The sequence below is a fragment of the Candidatus Acididesulfobacter guangdongensis genome, from assembly GCA_004195045.1.
Classification (GTDB): domain Bacteria; phylum SZUA-79; class SZUA-79; order Acidulodesulfobacterales; family Acidulodesulfobacteraceae; genus Acididesulfobacter; species Acididesulfobacter guangdongensis.
This window is the reverse complement of sequence record SGBC01000001.1, coordinates 731,367-745,317: the sequence shown is the minus strand read 5'-3', so window position 1 is coordinate 745,317 and position 13,951 is coordinate 731,367. Positions and strand designations below refer to the sequence as shown.

Here is a 13,951-nt window from a genome sequence, read left to right as displayed (position 1 = left end):
TGAACTCAGGCTTTATTTAGCGCCTCAGCATGGAGCGCTGTCAGCTTTTACCTTATTTTCGCCAAACGTATATTTTACGGCATTGAGTTTATTGTTTTCAAGCTGTTTTTCAAACTGTTCTGGGACAACCGGCGAACCGGCATTTAAATCAGCCGCGGATAAAGCGGATAAAGACGAAGCAGATAATAAATTTGAAGAAGTTGAGATTAATGAATTTTTGTTTTCCGCAGCGGCTGCCGATATGCAAGAAAATTCATTATTATTATAGTTAAATATTACGCCTGAATAATAAGGACATTTCTCTTTTCTGCACCCGTGAGGATGTAATTCGACAAAACCGCATTTTATTTCAAAATCTTTACCGGAAATGACTTCTCCGAAATCCCTGTAAATATCGGTAATGATAATTTCAAGAGCTTTAAACATATATGCTTTGCAGCATGAAGGTCCTGTGAGTTCATAAATGGCATTTGAAACAGCCGATGTTAAACCCATAGTAATTTTTTGCTCAATATCTTTGCCGCAAACCGCCCCCGTTAAAATGGAATAAATAACACCGCAGGCAGGGACAATTCCGCACACGCCGCTTAGTCCGCAATAGCCTCCTACAGCCTGTTTCGATAATCTGAAAAAAGCCTCTTCTATATCCTCATTGCCTATATTAAAAAGCTTTTTATTTTTCAAACTTGCAAGAACTGAACCGGTTAAAATATAGCAATGATGACATCCAAGCATTGGAATGTCTTTATTTTCTAATATAGACAATGCAATTTCAAAAGGATTTTCGATGACAGTATTTATAACAAATTCTTTAATATAATTAATTGAAGAGATACTATGACAATCATCGCAGACGTAATGCGATTCGTCATTTGCGCAGACAATATTTGATTTTTCTTTTTTTCCGCAGTAAAAACAGGTCAATTCCTTAGAAGATTGCAGATATTGTAATTTGCTTCCGCATATCAGGCAATTTGAAACATGGCTGTTATGGTTATCGCAAGCATCTTCAGTATTATTAATTGCATTCATAATTAGTATTATACAGTCCAACCTTTAAAAAATCAATCATCAAACAAACTAATCTTTAATCCTGCATTAGAAAAAAATAATCCCCAAGTTTGACTTTTCTGCAGTCATTTTTTTATTTTATTTCATTGAACCTTGTAATATTTTCTATTATTTTTTAAATTTATAAATGGAAAAAGGTATCCGATTTATTTCTTTGTATACGAAACATCCAATTTACAAAGAAAATATTTGCAAAAAAATTAATCTGATATTTTTTCCGAAATAAATTTTATTTTTCAGACTTTCCAAAGGCTAATAATTATAATTTAATATAAAATACTAAAATATACGTTTAACTAATCCACCTATTTGGTATTAAAAAAAAGTATTGACAAAGGGAACAGTTTAATATTATAATAAAGAGTGAAACAGATTTATTCAATGAATATCAGTAGAAAAAATTGAACATGAAGCCTTAAAAACAGATATTCCGGAATTTAAAGCAGGGGATACTCTTAGAGTTCATCAGAAAATTAAAGAAGGCGATAAACAGAGAATACAGATATTTGAAGGCGTAGTTATTGCTAAAAGAGGTTCGGGAATAAGATTTTCATTTACGGTTAGAAAAAATTCATACGGCGTAGGCGTTGAAAAAACTTTTCTCGCCCATTCGCCATTAATTGAAAAAATTGAATTTGTTTATAGCGGTAAAGTCAGAAGAGAAGAGGAAAAAATTAAAGAACTTATACCTATAGTTCATATCGGACCTGCTCACGTTAAAGTGAAAGAAGTAAAACTTTATGGACAAGATAGTCTTTCAAATTTTAAAGATTTCCGAGTAATTAAATAAATTAAAGCAAAATTAGTTATTTTATTAAAATTAAACAATATATAAAATATGAAGCCTTTTTTATATATTGTTTATGATATATTATTTATGGATGAACATAATCATATTCGGCATGAAAAAAATTTAAAATTAGCCTTTATTTTAACATTATGCGTGCTTGCAACGGAATTTTTCGGCGCCATAATATCAAAAAGCATGGCGCTTTATGCCGATTCCGGTCATATTTTTGTGGACGCGTCTTCTTTATTGCTTGCATGGATTGCTCAATCTCAGATAAAAAAAGAACCTACCGCTAAAAATACTTACGGTTTTCATAGGCTTGGCATACTTACCGCCTTGTTGAATGCGGCTTTATTATTAATCATTTCTATTGTTTTAATGTACGAAAGCTACTTAAGGTTAATTCATCCTGAAATAGTAAATTCTAAACTTATGATTTTGTTTGCGTCAATAAGTTTTATTATTAATATAATAATAGGGTTTAAAATTTATAAAGATACTCATCAAAATTTAAACATAAAAAGCTCCTTTTTTCATATAATAGGAGATAGCATTATTTCTTTTTCAATAATAATAGCAGGTATTTTAACATATTTAACGAGGCTATATTATTTTGACACAACTATAGGTTTATTTGTAGCGCCTATCATTGCCATTGGGGCTTTTTCAGTAATAAATGAGACTATAAATATATTGCTGGAAGCCGTCCCTAAAGAAATAGACTACATAAAAGTTCAGGAAGAAATCCTTAAAGTAGAATGTGTAAAAAATGTTCACGATCTTCATATATGGAGTCTTTCAAAGTCTTTTATACTTCTTAGCTCGCATGTGTTGATAGATGATAAAATTAAAGATTCCGCCGACTTATGTTGTATAATAAATAATATTCAATATATGCTGTCAAAGAAGTTTAAAATAAATCATACCGTAATACAGCCTGAACTAACAATGTGTAAAAAAAACAACGGTTATTGCGTTGCTCATCAAATTTAGCGCAAATTATAAGAGGTTTAGTTCTTATATAATACTTATAATTATTAATTTAAAATTTTAATTAAGAATTATTTATCATAAATCCAACACGGTTTCTTTGTTTATATATCCTGTTTCTTCAAATCTTTCCTGAATAGTAGAAGAATTTAAAAGCATTTTTTTCAAATTCAAATAACGTTTTTTAAAATCTGGTAATTTTTCCAGCAAAATCTTTTTTTTCAATTCATCTATATCTCCGCATGCATTTATACCGCCGAGAGATAAAACGCCTTTGTTGAACCTGCTCCCTGACAGATATTTGTTCAATTCCATAATATCTTCTTTAAGCACAAAGGTCTCCTGTGCACCAAAGCTGTATCCCGCGTCCTGGAACAGCCACGCAAAATCATTAATATTACACAGCAGCCTTTCCAATTCGGCATAAATAGTCCTCAGGTATAGTCCTCTATCAGATATTTTTATATCTAAAATCTTTTCTGCCGCAGATAAAAAGGCCAAAGAATGCGCTACGCAATGGTCGCCAGATATTTTTTCGGCTAAAGACAGTGCTTCATCTATTGTTTTTCCTTCAGCAATTTTTTCTATTCCCCTATGTTTCCAGAAATGCCTTATTTCTAACTGCAGTATTGGTTCTCCCGACATACAGAATCTGAAATGGCCAGGTTCGATTATGCCTGCGTGAACCGGTCCGACCAATATATTAAAAACCCCGTCTCCTTTAACATCTTTATTATAATTATATTCTCCGTATTTTTTAAATTCTGGTCTCAAATCTGACGGATAATCTTTTCTGAGAGGATGACATTTTGCAGAATTAAAATTAAAACTATTTCTGTTCTGCATATCGTTTGCGGAGTTGCCGATATTAAGCTTATCGGCATCAGTTTCCGTATTGTCTGCAACGTTATCCTTATTCAGCGGCGGCACATAAGTATTATCATCATGTGCATCGTTTGCAAAATCATCCTTATTCTTGATATCCTGAGGATAATTTTCGGGAAACAGCATAAGCGGTCTCGGGTCGGGATGTCCTTCAGGGATTAATCCGAACAAGTCTTTAATCTCTCTTTCATACCAATTTAAAACCGGCATATCCGCCGATAAAGACGGGAATATTCCGTCTGCATCGGCATATGTTTCTATAATTATAAATAAATCCATAGACGAATGAGAGAAAATGTATCTTAATTTGAAATTATTGCTCTTATTATTATCATCTATATCGTCACCGGAATTATTATCGTTAGTCTTATTATTATTCTTATAATTATCGCTCCTATTTTTACTGTATGTCTTTCCTGAAGACGCATATCCGCTCTCATAGGCTGCAAAAGCCGACAATAAATAAAATTTTAAATCTTTAGAAAAATAAAGACATATTTTTTTTAAATCTTTCAGATTAATTTTTATAACAAGCTCGTTATCACGATTAAAAAAATATTCGTTAATAATATTTACAATATCATTGCTTAAATTTTTAATAAAATCAGCTTTATTAAGTGATTTAATGATCGATTTATTTACTGATTTATTTTCCATTTTTTCCACTTTTTAATAATTTAATGCTTATTATTTTATTAATCCGGCAATATTCACTGCAGCTTGCTGCCATGAACACCTTTAACTATCACTACAATATTATTTATCAGAATTTTAAAATCTTCTGGAATATAAATTCCGAAAGTCAATATAACTATTAAAATTAAGAACATCGGTAAAATCATATAAATACTTTCCTTTTTTTTCTCAAGAACAGGCTCTCCTGCAGCCATTCCCACAAAATGCCTGATAAACCCTATAAATATGACAACTAAAAAACTCAGCATCAATATGCCTTCTGGAGCGTAATTTGCTTTAAACGAAGCTATCAGCGTTAAAAATTCGCTTATAAAAATACTGAACGGAGGATTTCCGGTAATAGCCAGAACGCCTATTATCATAAATACTGCCGTAAAAGGCAAAATTTTGAACAAGCCCCTGATATCCGAGATTTTCTTCGTATGATAATTTGACAGCACTGAACCGGTTGAAAAGAACATGAGACTTTTAGTAAAGGCGTGGTTTATCATTCCAAGAATCGCCGCAAATATAGCAAGCGGAGTACTTATGCTGAACGCAAAAGCAATTATGCCCATGTGCTCCATTGAAGAATAAGCCAGAAGCCTTTTATAGTCATTTTGTTTGATTATAAAAATAGATGCGATAAATACCGTAAACAATCCAAAAAACATCAGAAGTTCATTGGCAAAATACGCCTGCCCGTCCATATTTAAAATAGCATAAATTCTTATGATAGCATACAATGCGCAATTAAGCAGCACTCCGGACATTAAAGCGCTGACCGGCGTGGGCGCTTCCGAATGCGCATCCGGCAGCCAGAAATGGAATGGAGCAAAACCGACTTTTGTGCCGAAACCGACTAAAACAAAAATAAAAGCAATATCTAAAATATGTTTATTAAGATGCGGCGCAACTTTCATTATATCAGTCCAGTTAAGAGCGTTCAAACCTTCGCCAAGAAAACTTGAAGATACAAAATATAAAAGCACAATTCCGAAAAAAGCAAAAGCAATTCCGACAGAGCATATTATAATATATTTCCAGCCGGCTTCAACCGCTTCTTTATTTCTGTAAAAACTGATAAGAAAAGTGGTTGCAAGCGTAGTGCCTTCAATCGCTACCCACAAGATACCGAGATTGTTTGAAATTGAAAGCAAAAGCATAGCAAAAATAAAAAAATTCATCCAGAAATAATATTCTTTTACTTTATTTTCAAGAAGCCCTGATCTTAATTCATTTTTAAAATATCCTATAGAGTAAACAGCAACTAAAAAAGACAGCGAAGCGATTATAATAATAAGAACGGCATTTAAAGAATCCAGAAATAACAGGTGATAAAAGCCGAATATTATCCGGTGCTTAAGAACAATGCCGGTAAGAAATAGAGCGTACAGCAAAATTAAAAGTGTAATAACCGGCTGAATAAAAAATGTCAGTTTTATATTGATAAATCTGTATAAAATTGCAAAAATCAAAAATGTTAAAACTAAAATAGCCACTTGACTTATTTTTCCCGTTTAAATATTTAAATTGACAATTAATGTTATTATATTGTTTTATTCTGATTATTCTTCTGATTATTCTTTTAAATTAGACATCTTTGATGTATCAAGACTGTCAAACGATGTTCTTATGCGGTATATCAGCACGCCCGCCATAATAGCCCCTATAAACACGTCAAAAAACACCCCTATATCTACAACAAGCGGTAAACCTTTAGTGATAGAGGTCGCCGCAAGAATAATTCCGTTATCTAAAGTTAAAAAACCGATAATCTGTATAATTGCTTTTTTACGCGCAATCATTATAAAAACGCCTATTAAAATAACCGCCAAAGCTGTAGGAAAAACCCTGCGCGCAATAAATTCATGACTTGCAAAATCCCCCTTAGTTATAAAAAAAGCAAATATTGTTATAGCGCCGGTAATCAATACGGAATTAGTCATATTAATATATGGGACAATCTTTTCTCTTATAGAGATTCTCTTGGTTACTTTATTTAAAAAATACGGTATCGCTATAACCTTTATGGCAAAAGTAAGAAAACTTGACAGATACAGTTCGGCATTATTGGAATATATGCCCATAACAAAAATAGTTATGCTTAAAAACAACGATTGAATACTGTAAACTTTAATTGAAAAATCAACTCTGTGGCTTGCTGTTTGCAGTATGGCAAAAAATAAAACAAATGCGCCCATAAGTTCAATAAAACTTGTTATATTCAGCATAATCACCCGTTTAAATAGAATACAAAACTAATGAAATTATAGACAGAACAAATCCCAGCATCAAAAAATCAGGCACCCTGAAAAACCTCAATTTCGCCATCGATATCTCAATAAAAGCTATTGGCGTTGCAAAAATTAACACTTTTAGAATATAAAATAAAATTGCATATAATATTGTCAAAAACGAAAATGACGATAGCGAATGCGGGATGCCGCCGTACACCCCTATAGGAAGAAATATATTAGAAGCGAGCGTTATGAATATTATTAATTTTAAATAAGACGAATATTCAAACAAAGCAAGATGCCTTCCTGAACCTTCAAGTATCATAGCTTCGTGAACCATGGTAAGTTCCAGATGGGTATCTGGATTGTCAACGGGTATTCTTCCGTTTTCGGCAATAGAAATTATTAAAAATGCCATCAATGCTAAAACATATGAAACAGGATAATTTAAAAAACCGTTTTTATGTATATCTATAAAAATCTGGCTTATATTGGTAGTTCTTGTCTGCAGCGCAAAAGTAAAGATAACCAGCATCAAAGTCGGCTCAGCCAGAGAAGCTATCAGAATGTCCCTGCTGGAACCAAGACCTCCAAAACTTGAAGCCTGGTCCATACCGTATAATGCCATAAAAAAAGTGCCGAGTCCTATGGTATAAACCAACGCTATAATATCTCCGGTAAACGACAGAAGCGCATCAGAACTGAATACCGGCAAAAAACAGGCGGAAACCAAAATAGAAACAAAAACTATATACGGCGCGAATCTTGAAATGTATGACGCATCTTCCGAAAGGACGACTTCTTTGCGTATAAGTTTAAAGATATCTTTATACCCTTGAAATAAAGGTCTTCCCTGCTGCCCTCTTAAAATACTTTTTATTTTATTTATATAAGAGTTTACAAACGGCGCTATTAAAATAAGAATCAGAATTTGTGCAATTCCTATTAAAACAGCATTAAAATTTAATAAATCATTATTTAACATTAACATTGAATCTTTTGAATTAACCTATTTCAAATTAATTTAATATTTATTTTAATTAATTTGCAGTTTCACTGCATCTGCGCCTATTTATGCTGAATTATATGCAGATTTAACCGGCTAAATTAATTTAATAGTTGATTGTCTCACCCAATATGCATTTTCACAATGCGTGATGAAACCAGCTGAACCATATTAATAAAATTATCAGTGTGCCTACTATATAGGCTATATAAGTTTGAACTACACCGCCCTGAATGCGTGCTCTCAATTTTGAAATCTTATCCAAAAATTTTTCGGCAAACGAATTATAAAAATATTCAAACAGATCGCCCGCTTTAAATACGTAATTTTTAATCGGAAAAAAATATTTTCTTTTATATTCTTCATTTATTAAATGTTCTTTAATATTATAAAGTCCTGAAAAAATTCTTCTAAGAGGTTGAGAAAAACCGGTTGAACTATATTGAGAATTATTTCTTTTAGCATATACATTTATATCATCATTATTGTTATTATTATCGCCGGCATTACAAATATTTTGACTGATTTGAGCATCGGAAATATTATAAGCGTCTTTATTCTCAAGACCGCATGCAAATGTTTCAAAAACTTTAGTCTTCATATTCCCGAATATTTTTATAAACAGATAAATTGCGCTTATAAAAACTATTCCTGCGAGCAGAAGCCCGACTGGAGAAATAACCCCCAGACTGTACTTTGGAAGGGTAACTATTGAACCGTAAGATATTGCAATATTTTTATAAATAGATACATTGGTAATTTCCTCAACTGCTTTGTTTATAGGCAAAAGTCCTATAAATGAAAATATGCCCAGCAGAAAACATAAGAATGCAAGAATGCTCATTGACACAAGCATTAAAAATGGGGGCTCTTTTGCGTTATTTGCTCTCTGCGACCTTGCTCTTCCAAGAAAAGATATACCGTATGCCTTGACAAACGCAAGTGCCGCAAGCCCGCCGGCTAATGCCATAACCGAAGCAAATATAGGGGTAAATATCCTGATAATTTCAACGTTGACGCTGCTTGCCATGAGTAAAGACTGATAAATCATCCATTCGCTGACAAAACCGTTAAACGGAGGAAGCGTTGCCGCCGATAAAACACCTATAAGAAAAATAAATGATGTTTTGGGCATTTTTTTAATCAGCCCGCCTAATTTATTCATGTCTTTTGTATGAGCCTGCGAAGCAATAGCGCCGGAACCCAGAAATAAAAGTCCTTTAAACAAGGCGTGATTCATAATATGAAATAAAAGAGCCATGAGCGCAAACGCGCACAGAAGAAACATATTCTGAGAATAAAATATCATGGCTAAACCCAATGCCATAAGCATTATTCCAATATTTTCCATTGAAGAATATGCAAGAAGCCGTTTTATATTATCCTGAATTCCGGCGTTCAGAACCCCGTAAATCAGTGTCAGTGCTCCTATTAAAAGAACGGTAAAGCCAAATCCCCACCCGTACGACTGCATAAATTCAAAATAAAATCTTATCATCATATAAATTGCAGTTTTTATCATAATACCGGACATCAGCGCCGATACGCCGGACGGCGCTTCTGGATGAGCTTTCGGAAGCCATACATGAAGGGGAAAGATACCCGCTTTCATACCAAAACCAAGCATAGTAAGAATAAATATCGTCAGCATGCCTGCGGCGCTCAGACTGCCGCTTATACCTAAACGCTTCCAAGCTTCAAAAGAGAAACTGCCGGTTTTCGTGAACATATAAAGAAATAGCAGAAAAATGAAAAATGTGCCGATATGGGTCATTATTATGTAAAGATTTGCCGCTTTTTTGCTTTCTTCTTTCTCATATTCAAACAGGACAAGAAAAAATGAAAGGATTGACATAATTTCCCAGAATATAAGAAATGAAAGACCGTTAGCGCTGAACACCACAAAAAGCATTGAAATAATAAACCCGTTAAATAATATTACAAACAATGATTTATTTTTATAATGTTCTTCATATAAATAATTAACTGAATACAGCGAAGCGATGAAACCTAAAAATGCTATTAAAAAACCGAAAAGCAGCGACAGGCTGTCAAATAGATATGAAAAATTAAGATAAGGTATAGAGGTTAGATAAGTGATATGGTCGGAATTAGACGCATTACTCAATCCGAACAAATCATTCAGTTGAACCGAAAACGGAAACATCAGCGATAATTTTGTAAAACCGAATAATAGCGAAAACAGCAAAAAAACTGAAAGAAGCAGGTATATTGCGGAACTGAATATTAAAGATAGTCTTGGATTAAATGAAATAATAATAGGTATTAGCAGAAGGAACAAGAATAAAATAGATATGCCGTTCAAAGTATTGCCTTGCACCCTGTAAAAATAAATAAAATAGTTGTTGTTTTTGTCATTTTAGCAGCAAATTGACCTCATATTATATCATATATAATTTTAATTATTTTTAATCATACATTTATATATTTTAAATTGCAAGAAAAAAATTTGAGTTTAAAATAATTGAAAATTCTTAAATGTAATGTTAATATAATTCTTGTATATGTACATATACAAAATGGACATAACATATTAATATTATATTATGTAAAATATAATATAATATTAATAATGCTAAATAAAACTTAAAGCGCGGGTGTAGGTTATGTTAAAAGAAGGGGATAAAGCATTCGATTTTAAATTGTCCGGCATTGATAATAGCGGGAATGAAAAAATATTTTCATTAAAAGATTTGTTGGATAAAGATTTAATATTATATTTTTATCCAAAGGACAATACGCCCGGGTGTACTACGGAGGCATGCGATTTCAGGGATAATTTTAATGCTCTGCTGTCAAAAGGCTACAATGTTGTGGGGGTAAGTCCGGATAGCGTCGCTTCTCATATAAAATTTAAAGAAAAACAAAATTTGATTTTTTCGCTATTAAGCGACCCTGATAAAAAAATAGCCGAAGTATATGACGCATACGGCGAAAAAAAATTATACGGAAAAATCACCAAAGGCATTATAAGGTCTACATATTTAATATCAAAAGACGGCACGGTTAAAAAAATATGGCATAACGTAAAAGCTAAAGGCCACGTTGCGGCAGTTCTGTCTTTTCTATCCGCATCTTAAAAATAAACCCGCCTCTAATCAATAAATAATAGAGCGGGGCGTGTTAACCGTTTAACTAATTATAATATATTATGTAATGATATATATTATTATACATATCACATATAAATAGGTTACCTAACCGGTATTATTTATATTTTATCTTATTACTCTAAAGTCCTTAAAATTTGAAAGAGAATCCTGCTCATACAGTTTTACTTCTTTTACTTTGGCATGGGCAGGTCCGACATGAACCATTGATATAAGTTCTTTAATTCTTTCTTCTTCTCCCTCAAAAAAAGCCTCTACATGTCCGTCATGGGTATTTTGAACATAACCTCTCACGCCTATTCTGTCGGCTTCTATTTTAGTGAAGTTTCTGAAATTAACACCCTGAACTATGCCTTTAATAATAACCCTGTAAGATTTTTCACTCATAAGTCAATACCTGAATATAACCTTAATCCTGCAATAGAAAGTTATCCAATTGGAAAAGGTGTCAGATTAATTTTTTTGCAAATATTTTCTTTGTTAATTGAACTACTCCATATGCAAAAAAAATAAAATCCGACACTTTTTCCTTATATTTTGCTTAACCGAGCAAAGAAATGCATAAATATTTTCTATTGCAAGATTAAGGTATAACAAATAAACAAATATTATAAATAGATATACTATAATAAGTTAATATTGAAAACAGATTAATGCGTCTAAAACACAAACTAAAAGTTTTACTGCTAAATATGTATAAATAAATTTAATACGATAATTCAAAATATATTTAAATCTGCGCTGCCGCATCTGCTTTTTTAGCCTTGTCAGCTTTGCCTTTAGTGTTAAACAAATCCCTGCGCTCTATCTTAGCATCTTTGCCTGTTTTATCTCTTAAATAATAAAGTTTTGCTCTTCTGACTTTGCCGCTATAAACAAACTCTATTTTTTCAATCAGCGGGGAATGGGCAAGAAATGTCTTTTCAACGCCCACACCGTATGAATTTTTTCTGACGGTAAATGAAAATCTTATATTGGAGCCTCTCTTTGCAATAACTACTCCTTCAAAAATCTGTATCCTCTGTTTGTCGCCTTCTTTAATTTTCTGATGTATTCTAAGTGTATCGCCTGCTTTAAATTCAGGAATATCAGATTTTAAAGATTCCTGCTCAATTTTGTCCACGATATTCATAATAATTTACGCTCCTTATTCTTATTATATGTTTAATATTATTATTTTTTTATTATTCTTATTAACATCACGTTGTCTAATACATTTAATATTATTATCTATATTATTATCTTATTTTTTTTATTCTCGTTATCTAACATTGTCTAACTATTTATCTTTGGCTTGGCTAACAACTCCGGCCTTAAGAGGTTGAAGCATTATTACTCAGTTTTAAAAAATTAATTTGATAAAAATTCGGGTCTATTTTTCACTGTTTTTGCTATAGCGTTTTTTAATCTCCATTCGTTTATATGCTTATGATTGCCGCTTAGCAGCACTTCCGGAACTTCTAAATTCCTAAAATTTCTAGGTTTAGTAAATTGCGGATATTCAAGCAGCTGCTTTCCTTTTTTGTCGCACAAATCGGCTGAATAGCTTTCCTCTGTCAATGATTCTGTATTTCCCATAAAACCTGAATAATATCTGCAAACTGTTTCAATTAGCACAATGGAAGCAATTTCTCCTCCGGAAAGAATATAATCTCCGATTGAAACCTCCATGCTTTCTGTAAACTCTGCAACGCGTGCGTCTATACCTTCATATCGTCCGCAAATAATCACTAAATGGTCATTTGATGCAAGCTGTTTTGCAAGCGTTGAATTTAATAACCTTCCTGATGCAGACATTATTACAGATGAAGACGGCAGCAACGGCTTTTCTGCGTCGGCAGCCTCTTCTAAATCAGCGTTATAGCCGTTGACAACGACCTTCTTTTGATAAACATTGTTTGCATGTTCCCATGCTTTAACAATAGGCTCAGGCATTAAGAGCTGACCGGCTCCGCCGCCGTACACTTTATCGTCAACTCTGCGGTGCTTGTCCTGCGTGAAATCTCTCGGGTTGATTATATTAATTTCAATGATATTTTCTTTAATAGCCCTGCTGATTAATCCTGTTGATATAAAAGAACTAAAATAATCAGGCATTATAGAAATAATGTCAATTACTTTTTTCATAACATTCTTAAATTATATTTTATATTTATATTTATATTTTATATAAGTTTTCGTTTTTTACTATTATGACTTTGTTTTTAATATCTATTTCCTGAATATTATCGTCCGTCATAGGCAAAAAATACAAGGCATCTTTCGATTGTATCTCCGCAATGTCGGTATCGCCCTGATATATTTCCGTAACGCTGCCTAAGTCTTGATTTAAAATGTTCAAACATTTTAAGCCTATTAAATCGGAAACCAGATATTCGTTTTCTTCAAGACGCAGCTGCTCTTTTTTTGTAAAAACTTTAGCATTTCTAAATTTTTCGGCGTCTTCAATGCTATTAATATTTTCTATTTTAATAAAATATTGTTTATTCCCTTTTTTTATTCCTTCGATAAATAACGGCATATAGCCTGTTTTTGATTTTAAAACATTTGAAAAAATATTCGCGCTATCGTCTTTACAATCTTTACAATTTTCTTGATGATTTCCGATATTGATTCTATTAAAACCGACGCCCGCTGCTTTTTCAGTATAATTGCCAGAATCCGACACATACAGCATTAATTCTTTGGTTTTAATCAACTGTTCATTAAAAATAAAGTCGGGATTAAAAAATCTCACGACAATCTCCCCTTTAATACCGTGGGGTTTAATGATGCTGCCTACAGCAATATACTCAGACATTAATATTATAAGTAACTATTATAATTATATAATTTATACAACTATAAATTAAATAGCATTAATAAATAGCATTAATTAATTTATTTATTTATTTATAATTAATTTATGGCAGCTAACTTACTATTTTTTTTAATTAAAGATTTGACCGTATCGGAAGGCTGAGCGCCAAGACTCATCCATTTGTCAAACTTGTCTTTGTTTATTTTAAAATCAGCCGGATCAAGATGTGGATTATAAGTCCCTAAAATCTCAATGAATTTCTTGGTAGCCGATTTTTCGCATGATGCCGCAACAATACGATAATATGGTTTTTTGTGAGAACCTACTCTAGCTAATCTGATTTTTACCGACACTTTAAATCTC

Annotated in this window: 13 protein-coding genes and 1 pseudogene; 3 read left to right on the top strand and 11 right to left on the bottom strand. The window is 32.4% G+C overall.

From position 1 onward, the window contains the following. Positions 1-24 precede the first annotated feature (24 nt). Entirely contained in the window at positions 25-1,032 is a 1,008-nt protein-coding gene (locus EVJ46_03425; GenBank protein RZD17291.1) for a hypothetical protein, read from the bottom strand. A 439-nt stretch (positions 1,033-1,471) separates the two neighbouring features. Here EVJ46_03425 and rplS (EVJ46_03420) point away from each other — a divergent pair, with 439 nt between their 5' ends. Further along, the gene (rplS, locus tag EVJ46_03420) at positions 1,472-1,861 is read left to right on the top strand and encodes a 50S ribosomal protein L19 (protein ID RZD17456.1); all 390 of its coding nucleotides are present in this window, start codon (positions 1,472-1,474) and stop codon (positions 1,859-1,861) included. Positions 1,862-1,909: 48 nt separating this feature from the next. Further along, positions 1,910-2,854, top strand: a complete 945-nt coding sequence (locus tag EVJ46_03415) for a cation transporter (GenBank protein RZD17290.1) — start codon at positions 1,910-1,912, stop codon at positions 2,852-2,854. 978 nt (positions 2,855-3,832) lie between these two features. On the opposite strand, the pseudogene EVJ46_03410 reads toward EVJ46_03415, so the two are convergent. From EVJ46_03410 to EVJ46_03390, 5 genes and pseudogenes are all read right to left on the bottom strand, one after another. After that, positions 3,833-4,075 (bottom strand): annotated as a pseudogene (locus EVJ46_03410) (NADH-quinone oxidoreductase subunit C). Between the two features lie 371 nt (positions 4,076-4,446). After that, positions 4,447-5,913, bottom strand: coding sequence for a hydrogenase 4 subunit F (locus EVJ46_03405; protein ID RZD17289.1), 1,467 nt, complete (start codon positions 5,911-5,913; stop codon positions 4,447-4,449). Positions 5,914-5,991: 78 nt separating this feature from the next. After that, the gene (locus EVJ46_03400) at positions 5,992-6,645 is read right to left on the bottom strand and encodes a hydrogenase (GenBank protein RZD17288.1); all 654 of its coding nucleotides are present in this window, start codon (positions 6,643-6,645) and stop codon (positions 5,992-5,994) included. Positions 6,646-6,655: 10 nt separating this feature from the next. After that, positions 6,656-7,636 carry a formate hydrogenlyase subunit 4 gene (locus tag EVJ46_03395; GenBank protein ID RZD17287.1) on the bottom strand — a complete coding sequence of 327 codons (981 nt, stop codon included), beginning with the start codon at positions 7,634-7,636 and terminating at the stop codon, positions 6,656-6,658. Between the two features lie 160 nt (positions 7,637-7,796). Continuing rightward, positions 7,797-9,983: a hydrogenase 4 subunit B gene (locus EVJ46_03390; protein ID RZD17286.1), complete on the bottom strand. Its 2,187-nt coding sequence runs from the start codon at positions 9,981-9,983 to the stop codon at positions 7,797-7,799. A gap of 301 nt (positions 9,984-10,284) precedes the next feature. On the opposite strand from EVJ46_03390, the gene EVJ46_03385 reads away from it, so the two are divergent. Further along, on the top strand, positions 10,285-10,758 hold the full coding sequence (locus tag EVJ46_03385; GenBank protein RZD17285.1) for a thioredoxin-dependent thiol peroxidase: 474 nt from the start codon (positions 10,285-10,287) through the stop codon (positions 10,756-10,758). Positions 10,759-10,896: 138 nt separating this feature from the next. Here the strand turns inward: EVJ46_03385 and EVJ46_03380 are convergent, their stop codons facing one another. From EVJ46_03380 to EVJ46_03360, 5 genes are all read right to left on the bottom strand, one after another. Next, positions 10,897-11,175, bottom strand: a complete 279-nt coding sequence (locus tag EVJ46_03380) for an acylphosphatase (GenBank protein RZD17284.1) — start codon at positions 11,173-11,175, stop codon at positions 10,897-10,899. A 343-nt stretch (positions 11,176-11,518) separates the two neighbouring features. Next, entirely contained in the window at positions 11,519-11,920 is a 402-nt protein-coding gene (rplS, locus tag EVJ46_03375; GenBank protein ID RZD17283.1) for a 50S ribosomal protein L19, read from the bottom strand. A 218-nt stretch (positions 11,921-12,138) separates the two neighbouring features. Continuing rightward, positions 12,139-12,915 (bottom strand): tRNA (guanosine(37)-N1)-methyltransferase TrmD, encoded by a 777-nt coding sequence (trmD, locus tag EVJ46_03370; GenBank protein ID RZD17282.1) that lies wholly within the window; start codon positions 12,913-12,915, stop codon positions 12,139-12,141. Between the two features lie 31 nt (positions 12,916-12,946). Next, on the bottom strand, positions 12,947-13,588 hold the full coding sequence (gene rimM / locus EVJ46_03365) for a 16S rRNA processing protein RimM (protein RZD17281.1): 642 nt from the start codon (positions 13,586-13,588) through the stop codon (positions 12,947-12,949). A 98-nt stretch (positions 13,589-13,686) separates the two neighbouring features. Next, the gene (locus EVJ46_03360; protein RZD17280.1) at positions 13,687-13,941 is read right to left on the bottom strand and encodes a 30S ribosomal protein S16; all 255 of its coding nucleotides are present in this window, start codon (positions 13,939-13,941) and stop codon (positions 13,687-13,689) included. Positions 13,942-13,951: the final 10 nt, after the last annotated feature.